This is a genomic window from Sulfitobacter sp. M05 (genome assembly GCF_029285175.1).
GTDB lineage: Bacteria > Pseudomonadota > Alphaproteobacteria > Rhodobacterales > Rhodobacteraceae > Sulfitobacter.
This window is the reverse complement of record NZ_JABEDH010000002.1, coordinates 377745-396556: the sequence shown is the minus strand read 5'-3', so window position 1 is coordinate 396556 and position 18812 is coordinate 377745. Positions and strand designations below refer to the sequence as shown.

13 protein-coding genes and 1 riboswitch are annotated in these 18812 nt (G+C 58.3%); of the genes, 6 read left to right on the top strand and 7 right to left on the bottom strand.

Going from position 1 to position 18812, the window contains the following annotated elements; translation table 11 throughout:
* Positions 1-174: 174 nt before the first annotated feature.
* Positions 175-1689: an ABC-F family ATP-binding cassette domain-containing protein gene (locus HKX44_RS10065; RefSeq protein WP_276151196.1), complete on the top strand. Its 1515-nt coding sequence runs from the start codon at positions 175-177 to the stop codon at positions 1687-1689.
* 19 nt (positions 1690-1708) lie between these two features.
* On the opposite strand, the gene HKX44_RS10060 is transcribed toward HKX44_RS10065, so the two are convergent.
* Entirely contained in the window at positions 1709-2296 is a 588-nt protein-coding gene (locus tag HKX44_RS10060; RefSeq protein ID WP_276151195.1) for an NAD(P)H-dependent oxidoreductase, read from the bottom strand.
* 336 nt (positions 2297-2632) lie between these two features.
* Here HKX44_RS10060 and HKX44_RS10055 point away from each other — a divergent pair, with 336 nt between their 5' ends.
* The gene (locus tag HKX44_RS10055) at positions 2633-7939 is read left to right on the top strand and encodes a Hint domain-containing protein (RefSeq protein WP_276151194.1); all 5307 of its coding nucleotides are present in this window, start codon (positions 2633-2635) and stop codon (positions 7937-7939) included.
* A 40-nt stretch (positions 7940-7979) separates the two neighbouring features.
* Here HKX44_RS10055 and glpK read toward each other — a convergent pair whose 3' ends face one another.
* The 6 genes from glpK to leuC form a co-directional block, all read right to left on the bottom strand.
* Positions 7980-9467 carry a glycerol kinase GlpK gene (glpK, locus tag HKX44_RS10050; RefSeq protein WP_276151193.1) on the bottom strand — a complete coding sequence of 496 codons (1488 nt, stop codon included), beginning with the start codon at positions 9465-9467 and terminating at the stop codon, positions 7980-7982.
* Positions 9468-9598: 131 nt separating this feature from the next.
* Positions 9599-10705 carry a 3-isopropylmalate dehydrogenase gene (leuB, locus tag HKX44_RS10045; RefSeq protein ID WP_276151192.1) on the bottom strand — a complete coding sequence of 369 codons (1107 nt, stop codon included), beginning with the start codon at positions 10703-10705 and terminating at the stop codon, positions 9599-9601.
* Between the two features lie 66 nt (positions 10706-10771).
* Entirely contained in the window at positions 10772-11725 is a 954-nt protein-coding gene (locus HKX44_RS10040; RefSeq protein WP_346348183.1) for an endonuclease/exonuclease/phosphatase family protein, read from the bottom strand.
* A gap of 17 nt (positions 11726-11742) precedes the next feature.
* The gene (locus HKX44_RS10035; RefSeq protein WP_276153210.1) at positions 11743-12585 is read right to left on the bottom strand and encodes a hypothetical protein; all 843 of its coding nucleotides are present in this window, start codon (positions 12583-12585) and stop codon (positions 11743-11745) included.
* A 304-nt stretch (positions 12586-12889) separates the two neighbouring features.
* Positions 12890-13495, bottom strand: coding sequence for a 3-isopropylmalate dehydratase small subunit (gene leuD / locus HKX44_RS10030; RefSeq protein WP_276151189.1), 606 nt, complete (start codon positions 13493-13495; stop codon positions 12890-12892).
* A gap of 135 nt (positions 13496-13630) precedes the next feature.
* Complete coding sequence (leuC, locus tag HKX44_RS10025; protein ID WP_276151187.1) at positions 13631-15037, bottom strand: 3-isopropylmalate dehydratase large subunit; 1407 nt, start codon at positions 15035-15037, stop codon at positions 13631-13633.
* 350 nt (positions 15038-15387) lie between these two features.
* Between leuC and HKX44_RS10020 the strand changes: the two genes are divergently transcribed.
* The 4 genes from HKX44_RS10020 to rlmH all read left to right on the top strand — a co-directional run bounded on the left by HKX44_RS10020 (position 15388) and on the right by rlmH (position 18540).
* Positions 15388-16674, top strand: a complete 1287-nt coding sequence (locus HKX44_RS10020; RefSeq protein WP_276151888.1) for a mechanosensitive ion channel domain-containing protein — start codon at positions 15388-15390, stop codon at positions 16672-16674.
* Between the two features lie 61 nt (positions 16675-16735).
* Complete coding sequence (locus HKX44_RS10015) at positions 16736-17470, top strand: hypothetical protein (RefSeq protein ID WP_276151887.1); 735 nt, start codon at positions 16736-16738, stop codon at positions 17468-17470.
* 214 nt (positions 17471-17684) lie between these two features.
* Positions 17685-18053: a ribosome silencing factor gene (rsfS, locus tag HKX44_RS10010; RefSeq protein WP_276151186.1), complete on the top strand. Its 369-nt coding sequence runs from the start codon at positions 17685-17687 to the stop codon at positions 18051-18053.
* Positions 18054-18069: 16 nt separating this feature from the next.
* Positions 18070-18540 (top strand): 23S rRNA (pseudouridine(1915)-N(3))-methyltransferase RlmH, encoded by a 471-nt coding sequence (gene rlmH / locus HKX44_RS10005; RefSeq protein ID WP_276151185.1) that lies wholly within the window; start codon positions 18070-18072, stop codon positions 18538-18540.
* 130 nt (positions 18541-18670) lie between these two features.
* Positions 18671-18771, top strand: a riboswitch (TPP riboswitch).
* Positions 18772-18812 lie beyond the last annotated feature (41 nt).

Sequence of the window (18812 nt, the reverse complement as noted above, 5' to 3'; positions counted from 1 at the left end):
CGGGCACAACGGTCACATATGAACAACGGAGGGCACAAGCTGAACATGCGTATCATCCGCCGACTTCAGCACGGTCCCCGTCCTGCCCTGCAAATCCGTTTGCAGGGCTGACCACTTTCCGGTCTGCCCTTCCTGCCGCTGCCTGCGGCCAATCTCGAATGTGCAGAGACCAGAATGAACATCATCAATATCCAATCCCTCGGGGTCACCCTGGGCAAACCGCTGTTTGCCGGGCTTTCATTTACCATTTCCAAAGGCGACCGCATCGGCCTTGTTGCTGCAAACGGGCGCGGTAAATCCACCCTGCTGGCCTGTTTGGCCGGCTGTTTTGAGCAGACCACAGGAGAGATCACCCGCGCCCGTGGTTTGCGGATTGGCCATGTCGAACAGAATGTGCCGACCAAAGCCCTGACGCAAACGCTTTATGATTTCGTCCTGTCAGGGTTGCCACAGGAACAGGCAGATTACGAAAGCTGGCGGGTGGATGTGGTGCTGGACGATCTGAGCGTGCCTGTTGATCTGCACCAGAAACCTTTGAAAGATCTTAGCGGTGGGTGGCAGCGCACGGCGCTGCTGGCGGCGGCATGGGTCACGGAACCGGATATCCTGCTGCTTGATGAGCCGACCAACCACCTTGATCTGCACCGCATTGCCCTGTTGCAGAACTGGCTGGAGGCGCTGCCGCGTGACGTTCCAGTGGTGACCATCAGCCATGACCGAGCGTTTCTCGACGCGACCACCAACCGAACGCTGTTTCTGCGCGCAGGGGGCAGCCGCGCCTTTCCCTTGCCCTTCAGCAAAGCGCGGCAAGCGCTGGACGAGGCGGACGCAGATGATGAACGCCGGTTCGCCAATGACCTGAACAAGGCCAGCCAACTGCGCAGGCAGGCAGCCAAGCTCAAGAACATCGGGATCAATTCTGGCTCTGACCTGCTGATCACCAAGACCAAGCAGTTAAGCGAACGCGCTGCAAAAATCGAAGCCGCCGCGCGGCCTGCGCATCAGGAAAAGGGGGCGGGTGACATCAAGCTTTCCAACAGTGGGACACATGCCAAGGCGCTGGTGACGCTGGCGGATGTGCCCGTAGCCACGCCTGACGGGCGGGCCCTGTACACGACCGGCACCAAGTGGATCACCCAAGGCGATCGGATCGTCCTGCTGGGCACCAATGGGACCGGCAAGACGCAGCTGATCAAAATGATCCATCGCGCTTTGATGGGGCAGGAAACCCCGATCAAATGCGCGCCCAGCGTGGCCCTTGGATATTCCGATCAGCACCTCAGCCAGCTTGAGGATGCCGATACCCCGATGACGGCGGTGGCGGGACAATTCGACATCGGTGATCAACGTGCGCGTGGTTTATTGGCCGGGGCCGGGGTTGATATTCAAATGCAAGATACAAGGATCGGGGCTTTGTCGGGCGGGCAAAAGTCACGGTTGGCGATGTTGGTGCTGCGGTTGCAACATCCCAACTTCTACCTGCTGGACGAACCCACCAACCACCTGGATATCGAAGGGCAAGAGGCGCTTGAGGAAGAGCTGACCAGTCACGGTGCCTCGTGTTTACTGGTCAGCCACGACCGCAGTTTTCTGCGCAATGTGGGCAACCGGTTTTGGCAGATCGAGCGCAAGCGGTTGATCGAGGTGGACGATCCCGAGGCCTTTCTGGCTGGCGAAATGGCGGGCTGACATTTGGCCGGGTTGGTCTTCAGACAGGCCCGGCCAAAGTGAACCCTGACTGATAGGCGGTGTCCAGCAGACGATCCCGTCGCGCGGCGGAACCTTTGGAGCCGTTCAGCACTTTAAGGTCTCGTCGGACGAATCCGAAATACCCAAAGGTGCCCGCCATCCACGCGGTTTCAAGTGCCGCGAGATACCCTTTGTCTTCCATTTCATCAGAGCGGGCACCGGCCGGAACCAGAAGTAAGCCGGTGCGCGGGCGTTGCAGCGATACCTCGGGATCATCCAGTTGGTCATAGGCCCAGCCCCATGACCAGACACGATCAACCCACCCTTTGGTCATCGCCGGCATGCCCCACCAAAACAACGGAAAGACAAAGCAAACGGCATCCGCACGTGCAATCCGTGTCTGTTCGCGCAGGACATCCGGCGGAACCGCGCCGCTGTCGTCGCCTTCGATATCTGCCATGCGCCAGCGTGGATCAAAGCCTTCGGCATTCAGATCGGCCAGTTCAGTGCTATGCCCTGCCGCTTCTGCGCCAGCGATAAACCGTTGGGCTATTGCGGCGCTGAACGAGGCCGGGTTGGGGTGATCAAGGATTGTCAGGACATGCATTAGCGCTTCGCACGCAATAAGATGAACGGGTGTGTTCTGTGGCCGGTTCGGCGGCACAAAGGGCGTGAAGGTGCAGCATTGGTCATGTCCGCTACACTGCCCCAGTGGTTTGCCTTCGGCAAGCAGCGCGCCTTTCTCCTTGGCCTTTTCAGTTGGAGTAAGGTGTTTGGACGTTCTGAAAACCCTGTTTCGACCCCAGTTCTGCCCCGTTTGGAACAAGAAGATCGGATTTAACCTGCCGTAACTGATGATTTCCGTCCGGCTCCGTTTGCGTGGGTTAGGGCCGGGAAGGTTGTGGATTTTTGGCTTTCGGCGTGTCGAAAGAGGGTTTGTGTTATGGCTATTCTTGATAATGCGGTTTGGATCAACAGCGGCTCCGGATATGCAGAAAACGGATCGACCGTTATCTCCGAAGGGGCAAACAGCACCACGGTCAACGCCAGTTTCACCGCGAACGGATGGGACACCACAGCAAACAACACCGGCGTTTCCTCGTTTGGTGCGGCTTTCATCACCGAACCGATCAATGCCAATTACGCTTTCACCAATCCGGTCGAGGATCTGTCCTTTACGCTTGAGCACGTCAGCTCTTCCGGGACGACCTATGATGATCAATTCACCCTCGCCATCTATGACGAGAATGGCGTTCTTATTCCTGCTGCTGATATCATTGCAGGGCTGACCGGTGTGACCGACGTGACGGTGTCTACGGATGCGAACGGGTTTGTCGTCATCGAGGCGGATAATTCCACACCTGAAAACATTGGCATTAACATAACCGGACACAAGGTTTCCGTGCTGGACGTGACGTTTGAAGTCGGCCCTGATGGCACCCAGACCGGCGGTGCCGGCCTGAGCGACTTTTCATTCACGGTGCCGGTTGCGCCGGATTACATTGTCGAAGGGACCGGCGGTGACGATCTGATTGACGGGGCATATGTGGACGACCCCGAGGGTGACAGGGTTGATGACAACGACAACGCTGCGGGAAACAACAATGACAGTATCGAAGCTGGGGCCGGTGACGATACAATCAACGCCGGGGCGGGGGATGATACCATCCTTGCAGGTGACGGTGACGACAGGATCATTGACAGCGCGGGTGATGACCTTGCCCAAGGCGGCGAGGGCCGCGACAGTTTTGAATACACGACCATCACCGGCGATGACACGGTTGTCGGCGGCGAGCTGAACGATACCACCGCCACCAACAGCGGTGACAAGCTGGACGCGCGCCAGTCGGTTGATGATCTGACCGTGGTCTTCACCGGCAACGAAGCCGGCACGATGACAGACGGAACCGGCACCGTGACGTTTTCCGAGATTGAGAACATAAGGGGCGGTCAAGGCGACGATGTGATCAATGCCGATGCCTCGAATATCCAGCAGATTCTGGATGGCGGTGAAGGCGCGGATACGATCACTGGCGGCGGTGGCAACGATATCATTTCCATGGGGCGGACGCAGGATCAATCCGCCACAGACGGCGAAAATGACACGCTGGTTCTGAACAACTCTTTCGGCAACGATCTGATCGAAAACTTTGAGGTGCCCACCGACCTTGGTGGTGGCACCTATGCTGGCAACGACCGGGTGGATGTCACCGCCCTGACAGACGGCAGCGGCGTGCCCGTGACCACTGATGTGGTGGTGGTCAGTGACACCAATGGCGACGGCACAGGAGATGCCATCCTGACCTTTCCCAATGGTGAAAGCATCACGCTGCGCGGTGTAAATGTTTCCGAAATCTCAAGCGAAGCACAGCTGGCCGCCATTGGTATTCCGCAGCCTGCGGTGCTTGATTACATCGTTGAAGGCACCGAAGCGGGAGAGTTGATCAACGCCGGATATGGCGGGGATCCCGATGGTGATCAGGTCGATAACAACGACCACTCTGACGGGTCAAACGATGACAGCATTCACGCCGGCGGCGGGGATGACACCGTCAGCGCGGGTGTTGGTGATGATACGGTCGATGCGGGCACTGGTGATGATATCGTCTATGCCGAAACCGGTGATGACAATGTGTCGGGCGGCGCAGGCGATGACTCTCTGTTTGGCGAAAGCGGTGCGGATACCCTGTTGGGTGGTGAAGGTGCCGACAGTCTGGATGGTGGCACAGGCAACGATCAGCTGACTGGTGGCGTGGGTAATGATACGCTGTGGGGGCAGGACGGCAATGATACGCTGGATGGCGGTGACGGCGACGACTTCCTGAACGGCGGCTACGAAGACGATCTGATACGCGGGGGGGACGGCAATGACTGGCTGGAAGGCTGGTACGGCAATGACACCATCGAAGGTGGCGCGGGCAATGATTTCATTGATGCCGATAACGACAGCGATCTGGTCTATGCGGGCGACGGCGACGATACCGTCGTGGGTGGTTATTCAATCAGCTCTGACACGATTTATGGTGGCGCGGGCAACGACAGCCTTGACGGGCAGGGCGGCGATGACCTGATCTATGGCGGTACCGGCAACGACCAACTGTTCGGCTCCGGTGATGACGACACGTTTTTCCTTGAGGACAACTTTGGCGCAGACACCATCGACGGCAGCAATCTAGACGAAGATGTTGGGGACACGCTGGACCTCAGCCTTGTCACTACGGCGACAACCGTTGATCTGCGCGATGCCAATGCCGAAAGCGGTACGGTCAGTGATGGCACGGATACCGCCAATTTCATGGAAATCGAAAACATCGTTCTGGGCGGCGGACGCGATACTATTGTGCTGGCGGACGGTTCAGGCGCGGATCGGGTGCAAGCCTTTGATCTGACGGACAGTGGTGACGGCAGCACAAACGATCAACTGGATGTGTCCAGCATGACAAGTGACGGCGGCACAACGCCGGTTACCACGGATGATGTCGTGGTTAGCGACACAAATGGTGACGGCACAGGAGATGCGATCCTGACTTTCCCAGGTGGGGAATCCATCACGCTTGTGGGGGTCCTTGCATCGCAGGTCGACAGCACCGCCGAGCTGGAGAGCATTGGCATTCCGGCACCGGTTGTAGGGCCTGATTACATCGTCGAGGGCACCTCGGGCGATGACATGATCGGCACTGGCTATGTTGGTGACCCCGAAGGCGATCGGGTTGATGCAAATGACAACGCAACCGGCACAAACGCCGACCGTATCGAAGCCGGCGACGGAGACGATACGGTGCAAGCCGGACTGGACAATGACACGGTTTATGCCGGCGATGGCAGCGATGTGATCTATGGCGGCGACGGTGATGATGTGGTCTTTGGCGGGGCTGACAGGGATTTGATCTATGGCGGGGCCGGGGCGGATACGCTGGACGGTGGCGCTGGCAACGACTTCATCAGCGGTGCAGATGGGGATGACTCTCTGATCGGTGGCGCAGGAAATGACGATTTTAATGCCGGAGACGGCAATGACACCGTCCTCGGGGGCGCGGATAACGACAACATAAGCGGCGATGCTGGCGACGACAGCCTTGGTGGTGGCACGGGCGACGATAGCATTTGGGGCGGCGACGGGTCTGACACGATTTCGGGCGGTGATGGGGTTGATGCCATTTATGGTGGCAGCGGCGATGACAATATCGACGGCGGCAGTGGGGGTGATTACATCCAGCTGACGGGGGGCGATGACACTGTTCTCGCGGGAGAAGATGCCGACCTGATAGACATCATCGCGCCGGACTATGCGGATGGTGCCGTGGTGACTGTCGATGGTGATACCACCGGTGTGGACAGTGACACGCTGCGCCTGAACGGTTGGAGCGGTTTTCGAAATCTTGTCCAGACTACTGACGCCGATGGCGACAGCACATCCGGCAGTGTCGAACTGGTGAACGATGATGGCAATTGGGTCACGGTCAACTTTTCCGAGATCGAGAGCCTTGTCCTGCCTGCGACGGATCTGACGCCGGACCACATTGTTGAAGGCACCGCCGGCAACGATACGATTGACACGGACTATGTGGGTGATCCGGAAGGCGACCGGATCGACAATCTGGACCACTCTGATGGATCGAACGACGATTCAATTCAGGGCTTTGGTGGCGACGATCTGATCGAGGCCGGTGCCGGCGATGACACGATTGACGGTGGTACCGGTAATGACACGATTATCGGGTTCGAAGGAAATGACAGTGTCTTCGGTGGTGAAGGCGATGATGACATTAATACCCGCACGAGTGTCGGCACGGGCCGACCCGATGAAGGCTATTTCGATGCATCCAATCCGGTGTTGAACTATGACGCGGATACGGACCCCAATAACGACCGTGATACTGTGGACGGCGGCGACGGCAATGACCGGATACGGACCGGAGATGATGATGATGTCATTATCGCAGGGACAGGCGCTGATACAGTGGACGGCGGCTTTGATGATGATTCCATCTCTGGTGGCGCCGGGGTGGATTCACTTGAGGGGAACGAAGGGAACGACACGATTTCCGGCGGTGCGGACGGTGATCTTATCTATGGTGATGTGTCGCCTGACAGCCCCGACTACCCGTATTACACACCTTATGACCTGGCAAATGACGGGTCAGATCAGGCCCCAGCGAACAACGCCGACCTGTTGAGTGGGGATGGCGGCGATGATACGATTTACGGTCAGGATGACGACGACACGATTTCCGGCGGTGCGGGGGATGACCTGCTAGACGGCGGAGGTGATGACGATGTGATTACGGGTGGTGCCGGGTCCGACACGATTATCGGTGGCTCTGGCAATGATACGATCGACGGCGGGGATGGTGACGACAGTTTGACCGGTGGCGAAGGCAATGATGTCTTTACCTATGGCGGCGGCAACGACACCATTTCCGACCTGAACTTTGGGGCCACCGGGACACTGGATGACGGTGATGACTCCAATAATGATTTTGTTGATCTGTCGGGGTATTATGACCATATTTCTGAGCTTTATGCGGATCAGGCAGACGACGGAATTCTGAACCAGTCGAACACGGCGGATTACTCGGATAACACCCAATTCGGAAGCGGGTCTCTTGTTCTGCAAGGGGTCACTGCCGACAGTTCCGGTCTGACGAGGGAAAACACCGGTGTGGTCTGTTTCACCGCAGGGACCAATATCCTGACGCAAGCGGGGTATCGCCCTATCGAAACGCTTGAGATCGGAGATATGGTACTGACCGAGGATAACGGATTCCAGCCAATCAAATGGATTGGCCAGCGGCGGGTGTCGGGCAATGGCAGGCTTGCGCCGATCTACTTGGAAAAAGGTGTCTTGAATGGTGCCAAGCGGCCGCTACTTGTTTCGCCGCAGCACAGGGTACTGCTGGCCGGATATGAGGCTGAGCTATTCTTTGGCGAACCCGAAGTCCTGATCCCTGCCAAGTTCCTTGTCAACGGAACAACGGTACGGCAGCAATACTGTGATGCGGTCACATATATCCATATCATGTTCGAACAGCATGAAATCGTCTACGCGGATGGGCAGGCGTCCGAGAGCTTTTATGCGAATGACACGGGGCTGGACGTGTTGTCAGAAGAAAGCCGTGAAGAGTTGTTCGCGATCTTCCCCGAGCTGCGTTGGAACAGCGGTGCCCATGGTGACACTGTGCGAAACTGTCTGAAGGCGCGCGAGGCGGCGATTTTCAAAGCCACTGCAAGAGGGGTCAGCAGCGGTTGAGCCCCACCACCCATGTGCCGGGCAACCCAACCCGGCACGGTTAGACCGCCATTGTTGCTTGAACCGCGCGTTTCCAGACGTCGTACCGCTGGGTACGCACCGCATCGCTCATGTCAGGGCGAAAGGTTCTTTCCACCGCCCAGTTTTCAGCAAAACCCTGCATGTCAGGGTAAAGTCCGGCCCGTTGACCCGCCAGCCATGCCGCACCCATTGCGGTTGTCTCCAACACCTGCGGGCGGTCCACGGGGGCGTCGATGATGTCTGCGAGGAATTGCATTGCGGGGTTGCTGGCCGACATGCCGCCGTCAACGCGCAAGGTGGCATCGGCACCGTGTCCCTGCCAATCAGCGCGCATCGCCTCCAGCAAATCGCGGGTTTGGAACCCAACGCTTTCAAGGGCTGCGCGGGCGAATTCCGCAGGGCCGCTATTGCGTGACAGCCCGTAAACCGCACCGCGACATTCGGCATTCCAATAGGGCGCACCAAGGCCGGTAAAGGCCGGCACGATGATGACGTTTTGCTGCGGGTCGGCACTGGCGGCAAGGTCTTGGGTCTCGGCTGCGGTGTTGATGATCTGCAACCCGTCACGCAGCCATTGCACCACGGCACCGGCGACAAAGATAGATCCTTCCAACGCATAGGTCGGCTTGCCATCCAGTTGATAGGCAATAGTGGTCAACAGTCGATTGGAGGAAGTCACAGGCGTGTCGCCGGTGTTCAACAGGGCAAAACAGCCGGTGCCATAGGTTGATTTCAACATGCCGGGTTTGAAACAGGCCTGCCCGATGGCGGCGGCCTGCTGATCCCCCGCAACACCGAGAATAGGCAGGGCGGCCCCGATGTGTTCCGGTGCGGTGGTGCCGAAATCGGCTTCGCAGTCTTTTACCTCGGGCAGCATCTGCATCGGGATGTTGAACAAATCACAGATGGTCTGGCTCCACCGGCCCTTGTGGATGTCATAAAGCAGTGTGCGCGCGGCATTGGTGGCATCGGTGACATGGGCGGCACCATTGGTCAGCTTCCAGATCAGAAAGCTGTCGACAGTGCCAAACAGAAGTTCGCCCTTTTGGGCGCGCTCGCGGGCCCCTTCGACGTTGTCCAAAACCCACTTAAGCTTGGTCCCGGAGAAATAGGGATCGGCCAGCAATCCGGTCTTGGCAGTGATCATTGTGTCATGCCCTGCGTCGCGCAGAGACCGGCAGTAATCGGCGGTGCGGCGGTCCTGCCACACGATGGCATTATAGACCGGATCACCGGTTTTTGCGTCCCAGACGACGGTTGTTTCACGCTGGTTGGTGATGCCGATGGCAGTGATATCAGCGGCGTTCAGGCCGGCCTTGGCAATTGCATCGCGACAGGTCTGCACCGTGGTGTTCCATAGGTCGCGCGGATCATGTTCAACCCAGCCGCTCTGTGGAAAATGCTGGGGGAATTCCTGCTGGGCGGTGGCGGCAACCTTGATGTTTGCATCAAAAACCAGCGCACGCGAGGATGTTGTGCCTTGGTCAATAGCAAGGATATGGGTCATAAGGTGCCTCCGGTTGCGAAGCGCGATCCTGCGGAAAACCGGGGGGGGATGTCAAGCCAAGATGTTAACGCAAACAGCCCGCAGATCAAAGAAGACCGGCGGGCTGTCATGTGGTTGTTTACGCGTGGTTCTTACAGGCTGGCGTCAAGCGCGCCAAGGATCAGGTCGCCCATTTCTGTGGTGCTGATTGGTGTGCCGCCTTCGGGGCCCATCAGATCAGCGGTGCGCGCACCATCAGCAAGAACTTTCTCTACTGCCTTCTCCAGACGTGTGGCTTCTTCCCCTTCATCAAAAGAATAGCGCAGCGCCATGGCAAAGCTGAGGATACAGGCAATCGGGTTGGCCTTGCCCTGACCGGTGATGTCGGGGGCGGAGCCGTGTACCGGTTCGTACATTGCTTTGGGGCGACCAGCGTCATTGGGCGCACCCAATGAAGCAGAGGGCAGCATACCCAGCGAACCGGTCAGCATCGCAGCACAATCGGACAGGATGTCGCCAAACAGGTTGTCGGTAACGATCACGTCGAACTGTTTGGGCGCGCGCACAAGCTGCATCGCGCCATTGTCGGCATACATGTGCGACAGTTCGACATCTGGGTAATCTTCGTCGTGGACCTTTTGCACGACTTCACGCCACAGGATGCCGGATTCCATTACGTTGGCTTTTTCCATCGAACAGACTTTGTTGCCGCGGCGGCGGGCCAGTTCAAAGGCTGAACGCGCAACGCGGTCGATCTCGGATTCGGTGTAGCGCTGGGTGTTGATGCCAACACGTTCGTTGCCTTCTTCGATGATGCCGCGGGGCTCGCCAAAGTAAACGCCGGATGTCAGTTCGCGCACAATCATGATGTCCAGACCGGCAACCAGTTCGGGCTTGAGCGAGGAGAAATCGGCCAGCGCGTCAAAGCACTGGGCCGGACGCAAGTTTGAAAACAGGTCCATTTCCTTGCGCAGGCGCAGCAGGCCGCGCTCTGGCTTTACGCTGAAATCAAGGTCATCGTATTTCGGGCCACCGACGGCACCAAGCAGAACAGCGTCTACTTCCAACGCGCGCGCCATTGTGTCGTCATGCAGGGGCGTGCCGTGTTTGTCATAGGCGGCACCGCCGACAAGGTCGTGTTCCACGTCAAAGGGCAAATCGCGCTTGGCACCGAACCAGTCGATGATGCGGGTTACCTGGCCCATGACCTCGGGGCCGATGCCGTCGCCGGCAAGGATAAGAAGGGATGGGTTGGCCATGGGACGCTCCTTGAAATAAACTGTTTAGCGGGGCGTAGCGCGATGGGGGCGAGGGGTCAAGAACGGCTAGCGTGTGAGGTCAACCCAGACAAGGGAATGGCGGCTGGCCGTGGGGGTTGGCGGGGTGACCTGCGCGGCCGTCACCCGCCAGTCGGCAGAGGGCAAAACATAGTCGACGCGCAACGGTCCGGTTTGCGCGAAAGTGACGGTGGGTTGGTCCGGCAAGGGGTCTTGCAGGCGCGGATCAGCCAGCAGGTTTGTCATCGCCCGGCCAAGGCCGTCGCCAGCGTTTGGGTCAAGATTGGCATCACCCAAGAGAATAAACGAATTGGCGGGCGCTGGTGGGTCAAATGCCCCGTTGAGATACTGCGTCCAGAACGCCGTTTCATCATGGTTGCGCTTGCCATTGCGGTCCTCGGGGCCGTCAAAGACTGGCGGAGTTGCGTGATATGTCAGGATGGTTATGCGGCCAAAAGTGGGGTGTTGGATGGGCACCACCCAATGGCCATGTGATGACAGCCGCTGAACCGCCTGCGCCGCGGCGCTGGGAAAGGGCGTGCCGTTGGTTTGCGGCAGCAGTGCATTGGGCAGGTCGCGCCACAGCAGGGGAGTGAAATCCTGAACCGCCTCTCTAAGTATCGGATATTTCGACAGTATCGCCATGCTGCCTTGACCGTAGAACCTGCCATAGCCTTGTGCGTCGGCCGCGTCGCCCAACTGTCCGTTGCCATCCAGATCAAGCGCGCTCATCAGGCCGGCATTTGGCGGGGCGGCGAAATAAAAGGGGTAATCCAGCGTATCGGCAAGGGCTGCCAGCGCCTGGTTTTGCAGGTCATAGTCGATGCCTTGCAGGGCAATTATGTCGGGTTTGGCGGCAGTAATCTGAGCGAAGACGGCAAGCAGTTGCGGGTCTTTTCCGGCAGCCACATCGCGTAGCAGGAGGCCGGGGCCTTTGCGCGACAGTTCGGTGTTATAGGTTGCGACACGTAGGGTTTCAGCGGAACAGAGGCTGGCAAACAGGCCAAACCAAAGGGCGATCAGGCCGCTTGAAAACCGTCTTCGGCTTCGGCGCTGGCATAGGTGCGGCGGCGCTTTTCCCCGATCATTTCGGCGACACGGTGCATCGCGATGCCGCGCATGATCATACTTGCGGGTAGAAAGGCCCATGCGCTGAAGGTCCAGATGATGGTTTGCGGGTTCTCTAGTGATACTGTGCCTATCAGATCGGCCATTGCCTTGACCACTGCGGGAATGACAAACGGCAGCAGGAAACCCAGAACGATGTTGATGCGCGCGTCCCGTTGCAGGCGTTCGACAACATCGCCGCCGGTTGTCGGATCAAACAGGGGCAGGTTCACCCAAACGTTAAATGCGCCATGGCGGGCCGGCCAGCCCAGCATGCGGACCGTGGCGAAAAAGACCAGCATTGAAATCACTGAAACGACATAGGCAATGCCGGCTGCGGTGCGCACGAATGACACCAGCGCCGGATCGGAATCGGTGGGCAGCATCAATACTATAAGGCGGACAGGGGAGTAGGGGAAGTCGACGGCATTGCCGAGGATTACACCGGCAGAGGTCAGGCCCGAAGTCAGCAAGGACGGTTCAGTCTGGCCTCTGAGGATCAGGCTGATCAGCAGGACAGAGACGGCCAGAGCAGTAAATCGGAGCCGGTTAAACGGCGGTGCGTCGCGAAATTCAACGATGCTGGGATAGTTGGAATTATATTCGACAAAGGTCAGGAACGCGGCGAGAAACGCAACCAAAACAGTGATTTGCGTGGAATCGCTTGCCACATCGGGCAGCAAAAGAGCCGGTGTTGCGATCAACACGGCCACCATCAGGCAGCGCGTTGCCGCGCCTGTCATTCGTCCAATCACTACTTTACCCTTCCAAACTGGCCAGACGCGATACGTGCCGCGGTCTTGTCCCAACTTGTCGCCCTCAGGGAGATGAGAGCTTGCCTCAATTCTGCCCAATTTGTGCCTTCTTTCGCCTTGATCCTCAAGTCACAGGTTAACGATCTGTAAAAGGTAAGGCGATTTGAAGGCGGGGGTGGTGCGTTCTTGCATCTATTTCAGGGCAGAAAATAGGCAGACCCCAAGATGTTGTGGGTGCCACAGAGGCACCCACAAATTTTGTTTTTCACATGACATAATTTAGCGCTGATTGCTTAACGCTTTGTCACACCCAGGGGCGGCTCTGCGATGCCGTGGCTTCGAAAGCGTCGATGGAGGCGGCTTTCTCCATGGTCAGACCGATGTCGTCGAGGCCGTTCATCAGGCAGTGCTTTTTGAAAGTGTCGATCTCGAAGGAAAAGACCTCGCCGTCTGATGTCGTGATGGTCTGTGCCTCAAGGTCGATATCCATCCGGGCGTTGGCCCCTTTTTCCGCATCCTTCATCAGAACGTCGACCTGTTCCTGTGGGAGGACGATCGGCAAGATGCCGTTTTTAAAGCAGTTATTGTAAAAAATATCTGCAAAGCTGGTCGAGATGATGCAGGTGATGCCAAAGTCGGCGATGGCCCAAGGGGCGTGTTCGCGCGATGATCCACAGCCGAAGTTATCGCCGGCGACAATGATCTGTGCATCCCGGTACTGCGCATTGTTCAGCACGAAATCGGGAATTTCGTTGCGGTCGTCGTCATAACGCATCTCGTCAAACAGGTTCACCCCAAGGCCTGAGCGCTTGATGGTTTTAAGGAATTGTTTGGGGATGATCATATCGGTGTCGATATTGATCAGCGGCATGGGAGCCGCGATGCCGGTCAGTTTGTCGAACTTGTTCATGTGGATGAACTCCTAATTTTGAACCACAAGATGTGGTGGTGTGAGGTGATGTTTCCGGGGGGTGCCTTGCGTACACCCTGCGTACACCCCCCATGCACCGCCGCAGCGCGGCATGTGACATGGGGGGAACATGCCTTACATCAAATCCCGCACGTCGGTCAGTTTGCCGGTGATTGCAGCGGCGGCGGCCATTCCGGGTGACATCAAGTGTGTGCGTCCGCCCCGGCCCTGACGGCCTTCGAAGTTGCGGTTCGATGTCGCCGCGCAGCGTTCGCCCGCTGACAGTTGGTCAGGGTTCATCGCCAGACACATGGAGCAGCCTGCAAGGCGCCATTCAAAACCGGCCTCTTTGAAGATGTCGGCAAGGCCTTCTTCTTCGGCTTGGGCACGGACCAGACCAGAGCCGGGCACAACCATGGCGCGGATGCCGTCTTTTTTCTTTTTGCCCTTGAGGATTTCCGCCGCGGCGCGCAGATCTTCGATCCGGCCATTGGTGCAGGAACCGATGAACACTGTGTCGATTTCAACGTCGGACAGCGGGGTGCCAGCGGTCAGGCCCATGTAATCAAGCGCACGCTGTGCCGCCTCGACCTTGCCGCCGTCAAAGGTGTCGGGGGCAGGTACATTTGCGGTGATCGGCAGCACGTCTTCGGGTGACGTGCCCCATGTCACAACCGGTGCGATGTCTTCGCCCTTGAGGGTGATGACCTCGTCCCATGCGGCATCGTCGTCGGAATAGAGGGTTTTCCACCAGTCCATCGCGGCCTCCCACTGGGCCCCTTTTGGTGCGTGCGGACGGCCCATGCAGTATTCGAATGTTTTTTCATCCGGTGCGATAAGGCCCGCGCGTGCGCCGCCTTCGATCGCCATGTTACAGACGGTCATCCGCCCTTCCATGGACAGATCGCGGATCGCTTCGCCACAATATTCGATGACATAGCCGGTGCCGCCAGCGGTACCGGTCACGCCGATCACGGACATGGTGATGTCCTTGGCGGTGACGCCGGGGCGCAGTTTGCCGGTGATTTCGACTTTCATGTTCTTGGATTTCTTCTGAATCAGCGTTTGTGTCGCCAGAACATGTTCTACTTCCGAGGTGCCGATGCCGTGGGCCAGCGCACCAAAGGCACCGTGGGTCGCCGTGTGGCTGTCGCCGCAAACCACGGTCATGCCGGGCAGTGTCCAGCCCTGTTCGGGGCCAACGATATGCACAATGCCCTGACGGACGTCGGAAACAGGGTAATAGTGGATGCCGAATTCCTTGGCGTTTTTGTCGAGGGCTTCGACCTGAATGCGGCTGTCTTCGGTCATGGTCGCGGCATTGGCGCGGTCCAGCGTGGTGGGCACGTTGTGATCCGGCACGGCGATGGTTTTATCCGGTGCGCGTACGGTCCGGCCTGTCATGCGCAGGCCTTCGAAGGCTTGCGGGCTGGTCACCTCGTGTACAAGGTGGCGGTCGATGTACAGCAGGCAGGTGCCATCATCGGCTTCATGGGCCAGATGGGCATCCCAGATTTTATCGTAAAGCGTCTTGGGGGACATGGGTCCACTCCCGTATTTGGTTTGAAAAACTGTCAGTGTGCGACGGCGGGTGTCGCAATGCCGGACTTATAGTCGGGAAAGCACCGTGGTGGTTGCCCCGAAGAAGCGTTCGCGCAGGCGGGCGCGGTCGCCGATGTTGATCATCCGTTTCATAAACTGTGGAATACACCTCTGCCAGCTGCGCTGCAAGCGCTGGTCGCTTTGCGGTGGAATGCCAGGGCCCTGCCCCTAGATCCAAGCAGGGTTGCACGGATTGTCCGGTTCTGCGACTCTTTGAACAGCGAGGTATGTGCATGAATGAACTGACCGACCCATTTGCCGATTTTCTTGCGACGCTCGAAGGGGCATGGATGTCGGTTCACGCGTTTCTGATCGGGGTGCTGACACCCGGGTGGCGACAGAATCAGGTGTTGATTGTTGTTGGTCTGGCCTTGCTGGCGTGGTTGATGAACGGGCGCTGTGTGCTTTTGCTTGAGCGTTATGTGCGGTCGCGCGAGGGCTGGGCCAAATGGCAGCTGCGTTTCATTGTGCAGCTCAAGCAGCGGCTGGGGTTGATCCTGTTTGCGGTGCTGGCCAGCGGTGTCTATTTTGTTATGCAGAATATCACCTGGCCGTCGCGGTCCTATCTGATTGGGTTGGCGGCGACGTTGACGGCGGTTTGGGTTGGCACCGCCTTTGCGGCGCAGTTGGTGCATGACCGGTTTATCAGGCGGATCGTCAGGTGGTCCTTGTGGATCTACGCGACGCTGTATCTGCTGAATGTCTCGGATGATGTTGCGGTGTTTTTGGATAATATCGCGCTGGAAGTGGGTGAATTCCGGCTGTCGGTCCTGACGTTGATTACGGCCCTGGTGGTGATCAGTGCGCTGTTGATGATGGCGCGGTTTGCCAGCAAAGCGACAGCCAGCACCATCCGCAAGAACGAGGATATCAGCCCGTCGATGCAGGTGCTGGCCGTAAAGGGCGTGCAATTGGCGCTCTATGGCATTGCGTTTTACATGGGGGTTAAGGCGGTTGGTATTGATCTGACCGGGCTGGCGGTGCTGTCTGGAGCGATTGGTGTCGGCCTTGGTTTCGGTCTGCAAAAGGTGGTGTCGAACCTTGTGTCGGGGGTGATTATCCTGCTGGATAAGTCGATCAAGCCGGGGGATGTGATTTCGCTGGGCGAGACCTTTGGTTGGATCCAGACACTGGGCGCACGCTATGCTTCGGTGGTCACGCGGGACGGTAAGGAATATCTGATCCCGAACGAGGATTTGATCACGGGGCAGGTGGTCAACTGGTCACATTCCGATGATTTTGTACGGCTCGATATCCACTTTGGCACGGCCTATGGCGATGATCCACATCAGGTGCGCAAACTGGCGATTGACGCGGCAGCCGGAGTCGACCGGGTGCTGAAGTTCAAGCCACCAGTGTGTCATATTGTCGGGTTTGGCGACAGCAGTGTGGATTACATTCTGCGTTTCTGGATCAAGGATCCGACCGGCGGGCTGACCAACATCCGGGGCAATGTGTTTCTGGCCCTGTGGGATACGTTTCAGGAACACGGCATTTCGATCCCGTTCCCGCAGCGCGAGGTTTTGATGCTGGAAGAGAGCAAACTGTCGATTGGTCGAAATGGCAACGCCCAGTAGCTTGCCTTGCAGCGCTGCTGGCCTATCTGCCAGACGGTAGCGGCAATAGGGGCGAAACGTGATGCAGGCCGGTGGCGTTGTTCTGATCATGGGAAGTGCGCCGAATGCGGTGGCGGCGCAGGACTGGCCGAAAGACTGGTTCGACCGGATTGTCGCGATTAATAACGCGTGGCGGTTGCGTCCTGATTGGGACCTGCTGGTGTTCCCCGAGGATTTCCCCGTGCAAAACCGGCCCCCCGAGGTGCGGTCCGGTCAGGCGCTTGTGCAGGCTGATGCTTTTGTGCCGACGCAGAACCAGTTTGGCGGGTTTATCCATGGCGGCGCGACCATGGGGTTTACCGCAGCTTATTGGGCGCTGGCGGCGCTGCGCCCGCGGGTCATGGCCTTTGTCGGGTGTGACATGGTTTACCCGGCCACGGGCCCGACCCATTTTTACGGGACCGGCACGGCGGACCCGTTGCGCGATGATGTCACGCTGCGTGATCTGGGGGCGAAATCGGCCCGCTTGGCGGTGATGGCTGCCAAAGAGGGATGCATCTGTCTTAACCTGTCACAAGCCGAATCGTCGCTGCTGTTTCCTGTGGCGCAACCGGACGCCCTGCGTGGCGAAATTCCGCCGGCCCGCATTGATGCAAAGCGCTACAGCGCCCTGCGGGCGCAAGAAGACGCATTGGGGTATCACACACCAGACGGGCGATATGTGAATGCTCCGCAAGCCTATGACATGGCGGCGCTTGCGCGCATAGATGCGCAATGGCGGGCACTTTTGGATCAATCAGATGCGCGATCGGGGTAGGGCACGCAGGGTTTATGCCCCCGGTGTCGACCCCTGATTGGCGAAAGGCTGGCGGGAATGCCACACCTTTCGCCTTGTCATTGAATTGTCAGGTTTGTGTTGCTAAATTGGGGAAAACCCCAGCGCCGGGGGCAAGGCGGCGCGCCTTAAGGAGGACAATGTCCTGTCACTACACACTGACGCATCCGTGCATGCGAAACCGGAGGCAGCGCTGATGGCGCGTACCTCTGATATGACGACAAGCAACGCCGTACTGGCCGCTATTCTGAATTCTCTGGAAGAAGACAAAGCCGAAGACATCGTGCAGATTGATCTGCGCGGGAAAACCGAAATCGGGGATCACATGATCATCTGTTCCGGTCGTTCCAGCCGTCAGGTTTCGGCCATCTCGGAAAAGCTGGCCCAGAAGGTCAAAGACGATTTTGGCCGTTCGCCCAAGATCGAAGGCAAGGATATTGGCGATTGGGTGCTGATCGACACAGGTGACGTTATCGTACATGTGTTCCGCCCCGAAGTGCGCGAATTCTACCAGCTTGAGAAGATGTGGATGGATGGCGGCGAAGTCGCATCCCCGCAAAACTGATCTTTAGGGCCGCGCAATGCGAGTACATATTTGCGCGGTGGGCCGCCTGCGGGCTGGTCCTGAAAAAGACCTTATCGACGATTATCTGACACGATTCGACAGAACGGGGCGGGCCTTGGGCCTTGGCCCCGCGCGTGTCGTGGAAGTTGAGGACAAGAAGGGCGGCGGCATGGCGGCCGAGGCGGGGTTATTGGACCGCGCCGTGCCCGCCGGTTCGTTGATTTGTGCGCTGGATGAGCGCGGCAAGGTTGAAACCTCGCCGGAGTTTGCCAACCGTCTGGGCGGATGGCGGGACATGGGGCGCAGCGATGTGGCGTTTGTGATTGGCGGTGCTGATGGCATCGACCCCAGCCTGCGCGCCCGAGCGGATCACAAGCTGTCGTTTGGCAAGATGGTCTGGCCGCATATGCTGGTGCGGGTGATGTTGGCCGAACAGCTGTATCGGGCGGCATCCATTCTTTCGGGCGGGCCCTATCACCGGGTGTGATTGCCCGCGCGGCGCGCTGATGGAGGCCGCAAGGGGCCGTATCTTTGACATTGCAATTGCGCGAATCCTGTCTTAGCACGAAGGCAGGAATACATTGTTTCGCGCATTCGACATGGCGAAACAGGAACGAAATTATCCGTCGGGGGGCCCTTTGGGGCTGAGAGGTGCTTGCACTGACCCGTCGAACCTGATCCGGGTTATGCCGGCGTAGGGAACGGGTAGATTGTGCGGACAATATCGCACGAGGCTCATTCTCGCGTTGTCACGGCCCA

Bases quoted from the DNA above. Each gene is read 5' to 3' on its own strand.
- HKX44_RS10020 (WP_276151888.1), top strand. From the start codon at position 15,388: ATGTCGGTTCACGCGTTTCTGATCGGGGTGCTGACACCCGGGTGGCGA.
- leuC (WP_276151187.1), bottom strand. From the start codon at position 15,037: ATGTCCCCCAAGACGCTTTACGATAAAATCTGGGATGCCCATCTGGCC.
- HKX44_RS10055 (WP_276151194.1), top strand. From the start codon at position 2,633: ATGGCTATTCTTGATAATGCGGTTTGGATCAACAGCGGCTCCGGATAT.
- leuB (WP_276151192.1), bottom strand. From the start codon at position 10,705: ATGGCCAACCCATCCCTTCTTATCCTTGCCGGCGACGGCATCGGCCCC.
- HKX44_RS10065 (WP_276151196.1), top strand. From the start codon at position 175: ATGAACATCATCAATATCCAATCCCTCGGGGTCACCCTGGGCAAACCG.
- rsfS (WP_276151186.1), top strand. From the start codon at position 17,685: ATGGCGCGTACCTCTGATATGACGACAAGCAACGCCGTACTGGCCGCT.
- leuD (WP_276151189.1), bottom strand. From the start codon at position 13,495: ATGAACAAGTTCGACAAACTGACCGGCATCGCGGCTCCCATGCCGCTG.
- HKX44_RS10060 (WP_276151195.1), bottom strand. From the start codon at position 2,296: ATGCATGTCCTGACAATCCTTGATCACCCCAACCCGGCCTCGTTCAGC.
- glpK (WP_276151193.1), bottom strand. From the start codon at position 9,467: ATGACCCATATCCTTGCTATTGACCAAGGCACAACATCCTCGCGTGCG.
- rlmH (WP_276151185.1), top strand. From the start codon at position 18,070: ATGCGAGTACATATTTGCGCGGTGGGCCGCCTGCGGGCTGGTCCTGAA.
- HKX44_RS10015 (WP_276151887.1), top strand. From the start codon at position 16,736: ATGCAGGCCGGTGGCGTTGTTCTGATCATGGGAAGTGCGCCGAATGCG.